Genomic DNA, 10,399 nt, shown 5'->3' on the forward strand with positions numbered 1-10,399 from the left:
CGAACAACAAGGGTATGCTTGCGTTTCTCTTGACATGACCAATATTGGTAGTCAAACTATCTCTCCTTTGCAATGGTATAAAGGAATTGCTTCGGAACTGTGGCGCGGGTTTCAATTAACCACAAAAGTCAATTTAAAACTCTGGTGGAAAGAACACAAAGAATTACCTGTAAGAATTTCTATATTTCAATCAATCAAATTATTAACCACAGAAAAACACAGTAAAAATTTTATTTCTTGTCAAGCTTTTTTTTGATTAAAGTTTTAACAAATTCTTTCCAAGGTTGTAATTGCTCTTGACTGGGTTGGGTTTGTTGCCATACTTCCCGCTCCATTAAACGCTGACAATATGCTTCAATTTTAGGAAATTGCTTGAGTTCCACACCTAATTTATTAATTAAAATCAAACCATTACCTGTTACTATATCTCCAACAGTAAATTGATTACCACCAAAATAAAGTTCATCATCTAAAAGTTCTGATAAAAACTTACAAATTCTTTTTAAATTTCTTTTTGCTTTAGCTGCTTTTACAGAGTCAAGATCGTTGAAAATTAAAGGTATTACTTGAGAGCCTAACTCACTATTTGTCACCATCTGCGCCATTTTAACTTTGGCAAATATTTCAGGATTACTAGGTAATAAAGATATTTGAGGATACTTTTGCTCCAAATAATCCATAATAGCGAGAGATTCAATAATTCTTAAATCACCATCCACAAGTACTGGTACATAGTGAAAAGGATTAAGCTGTAAAAATTTGGGTTTTAATTGTTCTCCCTGTTGTAAATTAACAACGATAGGTTCAAATTCAAGTTTCTTTTCTAATAATGCGATCCAAACACGACGAGCTAAAGGGGAAAGAGGATGATAATAGAATTGCAACATAATTAGTTACTCCTGATATTTTTTAATTAGGTAAAACAGACCAAGCGGTCTTTAAACGAGCAAAAAATTTACTTGTAATTAAACACAATCAATAGTTCAAAACTAACCATAAGCTAAACTTTCAATATAATCACTTAAGCTGCTGATTACTCGTTTTAAATGAATTGCATCTTGATAAAGTTTACTCATCATAATTGCGCCTTCAATTGCCGAAATTAAGAAACTAGCTACTATTTCAGCATCAATGTCTGGTTTGATTTCTTGTTTTTTAATACCCTTTTGCACAATCCGTATAATAAGATTACGCCAAGATTCCATTGCTTGTTGAGCGCGATCGCGTAATATAGGATAAGCATCATCACTCTCGATAGCTGTATTCATAATCGGACACCCTCCTGCGAGTGGTGGATTATCGATATAGTTTAAATGGACTTGCATCAAGGCTTTTAACCGAGAAATCGCATCTGTCTTTTGTTTAACTGCATCCCAGACTATTTTTTGGACTAAACTAGCAGCATAGTCAAAAGCTTGTAGGGCAATCTCATCTTTGCTTTTAAAGTGGTTATAAATACCCCCTTTTTTTAGTCCTGTGGCTTGCATGATGTCAGCAATAGACGAGCCAGCATAACCTCTTTGGTTAAACAACAAAGCAGCTTGATGAATGATGTGGGCTTTAGTAGCTTCGGCTTTTGACATAGCAAATTAAATCTCAAACCTTTCGGTCTGTGTTTAGATTATCTTAGTTAATTAATTTTGACAACATCTTTTTTAAAGTCCTGTAATTCTAAAACTCTTAAAAAAAAAGAACGGGTCAATACCCGTCCCTCAAAAAATTATAAAAAACTAAAAAACTTAAGAAACTTGAATTAGAATTCCATTTCCGCAGCTTGGACTTTTTCTACTTGTTTTTTCTTGATAACTAACAGAATTTGAGCCAACATAATACCAGCAATAAATACTATTAAACCAGCGATACGAGCAGGACTTTGCAAGACTACTTCAGTGTCTTTTTGTCCAAAACCACCAACGTTGGGGTTCATGGTTAAAGCTTCTCCTGCTGCGATTTCTTGTCCTTTCGATACAGTTAATTCTGGACCTGCTGGGATAGTTTCCACGACAGAATCATCACCAGTGTTGATAGTTACTTGGTAACCACCAGCTTCGGGTTGCTCAATAGCTGCGATAGTACCAGTAACAGATGCTTTAAATTCGTTATTATTGCTCAACTCACCTGTGGGGTAAACCTGTCCGCGTCCACGGTTAGCACCCAAGTGAACTTGGTATTTACCAAAGTTGATATTTTTATCAGTTTTAGGATCGGGAGCGAGTACAGGGAAGACAATCTCTTGATACTGTTCTCCAGGTAAAGGACCAACGATAACTACGTTGTCGTCACCTTCTTTGTAAGACTGATAGTATACGCCTTCGATATCTTCCTTCATTTCTTCAGGAATGCGGTCTTCAGGAGCAATTTTGAAGCCATCAGGAAGCATTAAAACTGCTCCAACATTTAACCCAACTTTAGAGCCATCAGCACCAATTTGCTGAGTATCTAAGTCATAAGGGATTTTTACTACTGCTTCAAAGACGCTGTTGGGTACAACAGATTGAGGAATTTCCACCTCAGCAGCTTTTTGAGCCAGGTGACAGTTAGCACAGACAATGCGTCCTGTAGCTTCTCTGGGGGTTTCAGGAGCAGTTTGCTGCGCCCAAAAAGGATAAGCCGAAGCAGCTTGGGGTAAAGCTAAATCGCTTGCGAAAAAGACAGCAATAGCAGCGATCGCAATTACTAAGGTTTTGGTAACAGTTTGTTTTGCTAAACGCCCTAATATTAGGGGTGCGGGTGTTCTCATCTCTTGTGTCAACAATTTCTAAATTACTAATATTACTGATGGGATAGATATAATTACGCCCAATAGGGTTTTTCTCCAGTGCGGAAGTCGGTTTCAGTCCATTCAGAGAAGACTAATTTGTCATCTTGGACTTCTGCTTTTGCCAAAGCTAATGATAAAGGTGCTGGGCCTCTAACTACTTTACCTGTCTCGTTATATTGAGAACCATGACAGGGACAGATAAATTTATTTTCATTGCCATTCCAAGGTACAACACAACCTAAGTGAGTACATACTGCGTTGATACCGTAATTAGCGATTTCTCCTTCACCTTTAACTACAACATAAGTAGGATCGCCTTTAAGTCCTTGAGCTAAAGAGCGATCGCCAGAAGGATGCTCTGTAAGATATTCACTGACAATAATGTCATTACCTAAAGCATCTTTAGCCGTTACACCACTGCCAGCATTGCCAGTAGAAGGGGGAATAAAGTATTTAACTACTGGATACAATGCACCTAAAGCTACCCCTGTAATCGAGCCAAAGGTGAGCAAGTTCATAAATTGTCTGCGCCCTAAATCGGGTACATCAGAAGAGCCTGAAGTTTGAGTCATAACTTAAAGTTAAAATGTATACTTTTGTAAACTAGAATTAAGGACAAGGTACTTAGAATGTCTCACACTATTGGATTATTAAATGCTGATATAACAATCGATAGCAGAGTTACGAAGTTTTTTGTCTTTAAAAAGATTAGCAACTACTGTTTAATAATTATTACAGAAATAGACGCAATTGAAAGCAGAGTTGCACAATGACTGGAACAGAATTAAGAGAATTATTACAGCAAAAATGGGGTTACTCTTTTGATATTCAGCTACGGAAAGTCAGAGGAAAAATCCGTGTCCAAGTTATGTGGCGGTACTTAGAGCAAGCTTCGTTCCCTTTATCGGAAACCGAATATATGGAACATTTAGAAGCAGTGACTAATTATCTTAATGGTTGGGGAAAAGCAGAGCAAGTTAGGTCTTTTATTGTAGAAACCCGTGAAAAACCCCGTTTAGGCAAAGCGGTTAGTATTCCTCTAGATTTAGGCGAAAGAGCTTCGGAATGGATACTAGAGTGAAAAGTATAATCGCCGATCTGTAGTTTTTCCGCCAAAATCAACGAAGTTAAGCATCAGATAAAATCTGGTGGGCATTCATGCCCAATTTCGAGATTTAGTTTATGTTGTGTTTTGAGAAGTTTTCAATAAACCTGCGAGGTTTTTCTCCTTGCTGTTGTACGGAAACTAAGGGAACTAAACAATAGCGATCGAAGTTTTGGGCATACCACAGGTCTAGATGCCATTTATTTTTGTGATTTTCCCACTTATTTAAGAATTTCCCATAATTGTCTATGATGAACTTGAAAGCTGTAGAGTTAACAGCATAAGCATTATTGCTTCTCACATCAGAGCCTTTTTCTACCTTGATTAAATGTGGAGATAGGGATTTGTATTTGAAGCTAGATTTGTTGCTACAAATGTTGTAACCAATGTTGAATATTTGCCAGTCTTGAGGTAGATTAGCGATCGCATTTTTTAAGTATTCTGGATTCCAGTCAATAAACTTAGTGTCATCTTCAAAAATTAAAATGTTGGGTAAATTATTCTCCTGTGCCATTTTAATTAACTCTAAATGAGATCGAGAAGCTCCGCGACCTCTAACTTGGTCTTTGACAGCACTAAATCTCTGGAGGCGATCTTTAATTCCGATCGTGTTTAATTCTTGTTGAATTCTCTGCCATCTTGCTTCTTCTTCATCCAAATTGATGCAATATATTCCAGCAAAATAATCAAACATACAATCGCTAAATAATCATAATTTGCTCGCTATGCTAACACGCAGATGATCGTGATGGCATTTTGAATGTGAACTTTTTCCAGTAATCATAAAGATAAGGTTCTGTCGCACAAAGTTTTAAAATCAGGCTGGATAAAATAATTTCTTTTTTAAAATGTCCCTACTTGAAGAGGGGCTGTATGCGTAACCTGCGTTAAGATAGTGAAGTAAAAGACAGATAGAGCATTGCAACATCTCTCAGGACTTGGAATAACATAAAGTGTCTGGGCAAGCATTCCCTCACGCCTTTTGACGATGCAGGGTCGCTCGTTATGTAAGTTTTACAGACTTGGCGAGCTTCAGGTTCGATCGAGCTTAGATCGACTTTTCACACTTATTCAGCAACGCTTCTTTCACTTGGTAACAAGGAGTGAGCTAAAAGTGCAGCTTGAGTTCGGTCGCGTAAGTTAAGACGATTGAGAATATTAGTAACGTGATTCTTGACTGTACTTTCAGCAATAACCAGAATTTCAGCAATTTCGCGATTATTGCTCCCAGTTGCAATCAGACTTAAGACTTCTCGTTCTCGATGAGTAAGCTCGGTGATGTGATTGATGTGACCTGCTTTTTTACTTAAAGTTGAACTAGAGGCATAAGAAATTGCTTTTTGGAATATTGCTGAATTCATCTGAGTATAGCCTTTACAAGCAGAACGAATTGCTTGAGCCAGTTCATCATGGGGAGTATCTTTGAGCAAATAACCAATTGCGCCAAATTTCATCGCCTGTCCAATATATTCATCATCATCAAACGTTGATAATACAAGCACTTTAATCGAGGGATAGTTTTCACAGATCGTGCGAGTAGCTGTAACTCCATCCATCACAGGCATCCGCACATCCATCAAAACCAATTCAGGCTGAAGATTAACTACTTGTTCTACAGCAGTTTGACCATTTTCCGCTTCTCCAACTACCTCTAAATCAGCTTGAGAATCTAACAGACTTTTTAAACCCTGTCGGATAATTACTTGATCTTCTGCTATCAACAAGCGAATCATAGTTCAGATTCCTCTTAAAGAAAAACTACCTAAAACTTGACATCCTTGGTCAATTTGGCTCACAATTCTGAGTTTACCACCTAAATCACTTGTCCTTCCCTGCATACTTTGTAAACCAAACCCCATAGTATTTTGCTCTACACAAAAACCACGACCATTATCCTCAATTTTGAACCAGAGCGTAGGTAGTTTATTATTTGACAATTCAGTTTGCAGAACAACTCTTACTGTAGTAGCACCACTATGCTTGTAAATGTTGGTTAATGCTTCCTCCAGAATTCTGAATACTGCGGTGGAAATCTCTGAGGATATTGGAAAGTGCAAATCGATCTTATAATCGATCGCGATTCCCGTAATTTGTTGATAATTTTCCACTAAATTAGAGATCGCTAATTCTAAAGACTGTTCTTGTAATGGAGCGGAGCGAAGGGTGTTAACTGACTGTCTCAACTCTTTTAGAGCTTTAGTGACAATTTGCTTGCTCGTTTGAAAAAAAGTCTCGGCTTGTTCTAGGTCAGATTTGATAGATAGTAAACCATTGTCTAGTTGAATACTTTGAGCCGTCAATAGGTGTCCCAAAGAGTCATGAATTTCACGAGCAATACGATTGCGTTCTTGTAGCGTTGCCTGATTTTCAATTTTGGCTGCATATTCATATAGCTGTGCATGAGCATGAGCTAATTTTCGGCGATTTTGACGCTCGCTAATTAAAGTATTAATTAGAAGATAAACAAAAACTAGAATTAAGGTAAATAAAAGAATATTTTGTAACTGAATTTGTAATATATCGGCATCAAAGTTTTGTGAAGTTGATTCTAAATCAAATATTTCTGGTGGTAATGATTCTACATTAGCTAACTCATCTGAGGGAAGAATTATCGACACTTCATCGCTAAAAACCCAGTCAGTCAGAAATACATTACTAATAAAACAAATCCATGTTATTCCAGCAATAATTAATTGACCAATTCGCGAAAAAATTAAGCAACTGCGGATAGTGAGAATCAATAAAATCGGTGCAGAAGAAATATGATCCCAGAATAAAAAGTGCGAAGCAAGTATTGCTAAGATAAATTCAATAGCAGTATATAAAATTTTATCCCAAGCATCTTCTGAAGGCAATCGCAATCCCATAATCCCAAAAGAGATCGCGCATACCCAAAATAACCATGGCAACTGTGATAGTATATTCCAAAATTTTGGTTGTGAAGGAACTTCTATAATCTGTACAAAAAGAGGATTAATTAAACTGATTATCAATAGTACCCACTCTAAGTTGAGCAATATTTTGAAAGGATGGGGTTTTAATCTTACCCAGGTTCTTAATTTTAACATTTGACTGATAGGCTCAAAAAAAATTTACGAATGTTCTTGATAAATAATACGCCTGATGTGAATTACCTTCGCTTTAGACTTATTAGTTCGTAGTTATAAGCTATAAGCTATAAGCTATAAGCTAAAGATCAATTCACCTTTGAAAGTCTATAGGTATTATTCTCGCTCTTCTCGCTTAGGTAGTTGCCCATCTAGATAGTTGCACATCGCGTAATAACTATAAATTCCACCTCAATCATCTCTTGCTCTGGTTCTTCACCGATTATTGTTGCTTCAATAACTTGAGAGGATTGACAGTCTAATTCCTCCTCTAAGAAAATTTTGCTTGTTTCCTGCATTTCCAAGACAGCTTGCTCAATTTCATAAGTGTCGTGATTCTGACTATATCGATATACTGCCTGGTTTTTAACAATCGATAATTTAGGTTCAAACATTAGAGGATTAGCAAAAAATCCCCAAGAAATAGCACTAGCCAGTAAAACTAAATATTTGACTTTCATAATAGCCACTCATTTTTAGATTGGGAATATCTGTAGTTTAAAAAATTTTCCCAAAATACACATGAGCTATAAGTAACGAATTTTTATCCATCAAAAATCTCATAAATAATCAGTACTTTTTTCCTATTTAAAATAAAAAAGTACTTTTTTCCTATTGATATTCACAACTCTTGTCCTAGAGCAATTTAGAACTTTTGCTTCATGTAAAAAACTTTTTGAAGCTCTAATCTTAAATTGTCTGAAGATAATTAATAAAGACAAAATTCAAGATTATTTGATTTCACAGCATCTCTAATTTTTGTTTTGATTTTCAATTCTTTTGTCTCCAATTATCACCAGTTTCTGTGAGTTATAACTCAAGGTTTTGCTCATTTCATGTTGATTGATAACTGTCTAGTTAGCTCTGGACTGAAAAATTTTGATGATTGAAAAATAGAGGATTTAAATTATGAAAAGTAACAACTTCTTGCCTAACGATCCACTACTGGCTAATCAATGGCACTTGGCTAACTCTGGTCAAGCAGGCCAAGTTGGGAATGATGTGAATGTTATACCTGCTTGGCAATCAGTCACGGGGAAAGGAGTAGTTATAGGGGTTATAGATGATGGACTACAACATACCCATCCAGACCTACGCCCCAATTATCGACCCGATCTGAGCTATGACTTTGATGATAACGATAAAGATCCTTCTCCTGCCAAAGAAACCTTCGATGGAGAATCTTTTCTTGCTGCTCATGGAACAGCAGTAGCTGGAGTGGCTGCTGCTGCTGGGAACAATAGTGAGGGAGTGACTGGTGTAGCTCCTAATGCCTCTATTGCTGGACTAAAATTGAATGCATTTGATGAGACTGTAGACAAAAAAGAAGCCCAAGCCTTGACTCATAAAAATCAAGAAATCGATATTTATAATGCAAGTTGGGGACCCCAGGATGATGGTAAAACCTTAGAAGCTCCTGGAGCATTAACTCAAGCAGCTTTAAAAACAGGAGTTACCAAAGGTCGCGGAGGACTGGGTAGCATTTTTGTGTGGTCTGCTGGAAATGGGCTTGAGGCTAACGATAATGTTAACTACGATGGCTATGCTAATTCCCGCTACACGATTGCTATTGGAGCGATTGATGCTAATGCTAAGCAAGCTCCCTACAGCGAACCAGGGGCTGCAATGTTAACTACCACTTATTCCGACGGAAATGAGCCAAATTCAGGTATAACTACAACCGATCTCCAAGGTAAGCAAGACGGTTATTCGCTAGAAGACCAAAAACAAGTCGATCAAACAGGAAATTACACAAATAGCTTTGGTGGGACATCTTCATCTGCTCCCTTAGCATCAGGAGTTGTCGCCCTGATGTTGGAAGCTAATCCCAATTTAACCTGGCGTGATGTTCAGCATCTCCTAGTTAATACAGCTGCCAAAAATGACTCCTCAGATTCAGACTGGAAAGAAAATGGTGCAGGACATCTCGTCAATCATAAATATGGTTTTGGCTCTATTGATGCCTCTGCGGTAGTCAAAGCAGCTAAGTCTTGGAATACTGTTGCTCCTGAAGTTTCTGCTGCTTCTGAGGAGAAACCTCTCAACACTTACATTATTGATAATAAACCTCAAGGTGTAACATCTATTTTCAAGATCGAGAAAGACATTAAGCTCGAATCAGTTGAGTTGAAGTTTGATGCAACTCACGCTTTTAGAGGAGATTTAGAGGTCACTTTAACATCACCAGATGGGACTAAATCTATTTTGGCAGAACAGCATAATGATGCTCATGATGACTACTCACAATGGACTTTTTCCTCAGTGCGTCATTGGGGAGAGTCTTCTTTAGGGGATTGGACAGTTAAAGTTGCTGATAAAGCAGGCAATGACATCACAGGATTTTGGAATACTGCCCAGCTTAAGGTATTTGGTACTGAAAATAAATCAAATCCCCTCGACAACCTTAAATCTATCAACGGCACCGCAAAGAATGATACCCTTGCGGGTACTCCTGAAGATAATCTGATTTTTGGCAGAGAAGGAAACGACATCTTATCTGGTAATGCTGGCAATGATGTTATTCGAGGAGGAGATGGTAATGATACTCTCGATGGCGATCTCGGTAGAAATAAACTTTTCGGCGAAACAGGCAATGACTTGTTAACTGGTGGTACTGAAAGGGATAGTCTTCATGGAGGTCTTGGTAAAGATATTCTAGTAGGGAATAAAGGCGACGATTTATTGACAGGAGGTTTGGGTGCGGACACCTTGACAGGAGGAGCAGGAAGCGATCGCTTTATTTATGGCTCAACAAAAGAAGGTGGCGATCTGATTAAAGATTTCGATCTTAAACATGACTTGCTTGATTTACACCAACTCTTTGATCCTTTAAAGAGTAATCCAGAACAATCCTCTATAGTCTCTTTACTCGACCAACATATGAAATTCGAGCAAATAGGTTCTAATACAGCAGTCAAATTCAGTCAGAATGGGAGTTTTGAAAACAAAGATGACTTCACTACTCTAGCTACTCTGGAAAATATCTCTGCTGACGATCTTGGTGTTGATGAAGAGACTGGTGCTAATAATGGTCTCGGCAGCGTTATAGTCTAATAAATAGCTAGTTGCCTGCTAGAACTACTAAAATATCAACCTATTAATATAAGTAGTAAAAGCAACTAGCAAATACTGATAAATAACCAATAATTAGGGTTTGCTGAAAAAGTAAGCGAAAAAATTTACAAGAATCAGCTTGTTTAAATGATAAGTTTTTATGTCAGTAAGTATGCTCAAATATTAGCTTTAATAATATAAAAGTCAGTAATTAAGCCTAATTTATAGGTATTCAGAAATAAAGACAAAAAAAAGACAGCTAATCTGCCTGAGCAGGGTGGAAAGATTGATAACTAAAAAAGTAATGCCAATAGAAGTTTCTGCTGTTTCAGAAAGTTTTGCCATGATACAGTTAAGTCCATAACGTCGTTT

11 protein-coding genes and 1 pseudogene are annotated in these 10,399 nt (G+C 37.3%); 3 read left to right on the forward strand and 9 right to left on the reverse strand.

Going from position 1 to position 10,399, the window contains the following annotated elements:
* Positions 1-256 (forward strand): annotated as a pseudogene (locus H1P_RS36570) (AAA-like domain-containing protein); the annotation flags it as partial.
* On the opposite strand, the gene H1P_RS26795 reads toward H1P_RS36570, so the two are convergent.
* The 4 genes from H1P_RS26795 to petC all read right to left on the reverse strand — a co-directional run bounded on the left by H1P_RS26795 (position 231) and on the right by petC (position 3,333).
* The gene (locus H1P_RS26795; protein ID WP_144873399.1) at positions 231-887 is read right to left on the reverse strand and encodes a glutathione S-transferase family protein; all 657 of its coding nucleotides are present in this window, start codon (positions 885-887) and stop codon (positions 231-233) included. The pseudogene H1P_RS36570 and the gene H1P_RS26795 sit on opposite strands and share 26 nt — an antisense overlap.
* Positions 888-989: 102 nt before the next feature.
* Positions 990-1,583 carry a TetR/AcrR family transcriptional regulator gene (locus tag H1P_RS26800; protein ID WP_144873402.1) on the reverse strand — a complete coding sequence of 198 codons (594 nt, stop codon included), beginning with the start codon at positions 1,581-1,583 and terminating at the stop codon, positions 990-992.
* A gap of 170 nt (positions 1,584-1,753) precedes the next feature.
* Positions 1,754-2,740, reverse strand: coding sequence for a cytochrome f (gene petA / locus H1P_RS26805; protein WP_144873428.1), 987 nt, complete (start codon positions 2,738-2,740; stop codon positions 1,754-1,756).
* A gap of 53 nt (positions 2,741-2,793) precedes the next feature.
* Positions 2,794-3,333: a cytochrome b6-f complex iron-sulfur subunit gene (gene petC, locus H1P_RS26810; RefSeq protein WP_144873405.1), complete on the reverse strand. Its 540-nt coding sequence runs from the start codon at positions 3,331-3,333 to the stop codon at positions 2,794-2,796.
* Between the two features lie 197 nt (positions 3,334-3,530).
* On the opposite strand from petC, the gene H1P_RS26815 reads away from it, so the two are divergent.
* A complete protein-coding gene (locus H1P_RS26815) occupies positions 3,531-3,842 on the forward strand; it encodes a DUF3067 family protein (RefSeq protein WP_144873408.1) in 312 nt (103 codons plus the stop codon).
* Between the two features lie 94 nt (positions 3,843-3,936).
* Here the strand turns inward: H1P_RS26815 and H1P_RS26820 are convergent, their stop codons facing one another.
* From H1P_RS26820 to H1P_RS26835, 4 genes are all read right to left on the reverse strand, one after another.
* Positions 3,937-4,560, reverse strand: a complete 624-nt coding sequence (locus H1P_RS26820) for a glycosyltransferase family 25 protein (RefSeq protein WP_144873411.1) — start codon at positions 4,558-4,560, stop codon at positions 3,937-3,939.
* 373 nt (positions 4,561-4,933) lie between these two features.
* Entirely contained in the window at positions 4,934-5,599 is a 666-nt protein-coding gene (locus tag H1P_RS26825; RefSeq protein WP_144873415.1) for a response regulator transcription factor, read from the reverse strand.
* 3 nt (positions 5,600-5,602) lie between these two features.
* Positions 5,603-6,775: a sensor histidine kinase gene (locus H1P_RS26830; RefSeq protein WP_186376160.1), complete on the reverse strand. Its 1,173-nt coding sequence runs from the start codon at positions 6,773-6,775 to the stop codon at positions 5,603-5,605.
* A 350-nt stretch (positions 6,776-7,125) separates the two neighbouring features.
* On the reverse strand, positions 7,126-7,434 hold the full coding sequence (locus H1P_RS26835; protein WP_144873421.1) for a hypothetical protein: 309 nt from the start codon (positions 7,432-7,434) through the stop codon (positions 7,126-7,128).
* A gap of 448 nt (positions 7,435-7,882) precedes the next feature.
* Between H1P_RS26835 and H1P_RS26840 the strand changes: the two genes are divergently transcribed.
* Complete coding sequence (locus H1P_RS26840) at positions 7,883-10,027, forward strand: S8 family serine peptidase (RefSeq protein ID WP_144873424.1); 2,145 nt, start codon at positions 7,883-7,885, stop codon at positions 10,025-10,027.
* 222 nt (positions 10,028-10,249) lie between these two features.
* On the opposite strand, the gene H1P_RS39995 is transcribed toward H1P_RS26840, so the two are convergent.
* Positions 10,250-10,399 (reverse strand): transposase (locus H1P_RS39995; protein ID WP_246141970.1); only part of this gene is annotated, 150 nt, incomplete at its 5' end.

The organism is Hyella patelloides LEGE 07179 (genome assembly GCF_900659865.1).
In the GTDB taxonomy this organism is placed as follows: domain Bacteria; phylum Cyanobacteriota; class Cyanobacteriia; order Cyanobacteriales; family Xenococcaceae; genus Hyella; species Hyella patelloides.

What these genes read in the sequence shown, in the direction of transcription:
- H1P_RS26795 (WP_144873399.1), bottom strand. Translation starts at nt 887, where the DNA reads ATGTTGCAATTCTATTATCATCCTCTTTCCCCTTTAGCTCGTCGTGTT.
- H1P_RS26800 (WP_144873402.1), bottom strand. Translation starts at nt 1,583, where the DNA reads ATGTCAAAAGCCGAAGCTACTAAAGCCCACATCATTCATCAAGCTGCT.
- petA (WP_144873428.1), bottom strand. Translation starts at nt 2,740, where the DNA reads ATGAGAACACCCGCACCCCTAATATTAGGGCGTTTAGCAAAACAAACT.
- petC (WP_144873405.1), bottom strand. Translation starts at nt 3,333, where the DNA reads ATGACTCAAACTTCAGGCTCTTCTGATGTACCCGATTTAGGGCGCAGA.
- H1P_RS26815 (WP_144873408.1), top strand. Translation starts at nt 3,531, where the DNA reads ATGACTGGAACAGAATTAAGAGAATTATTACAGCAAAAATGGGGTTAC.
- H1P_RS26820 (WP_144873411.1), bottom strand. Translation starts at nt 4,560, where the DNA reads ATGTTTGATTATTTTGCTGGAATATATTGCATCAATTTGGATGAAGAA.
- H1P_RS26825 (WP_144873415.1), bottom strand. Translation starts at nt 5,599, where the DNA reads ATGATTCGCTTGTTGATAGCAGAAGATCAAGTAATTATCCGACAGGGT.
- H1P_RS26835 (WP_144873421.1), bottom strand. Translation starts at nt 7,434, where the DNA reads ATGAAAGTCAAATATTTAGTTTTACTGGCTAGTGCTATTTCTTGGGGA.
- H1P_RS26840 (WP_144873424.1), top strand. Translation starts at nt 7,883, where the DNA reads ATGAAAAGTAACAACTTCTTGCCTAACGATCCACTACTGGCTAATCAA.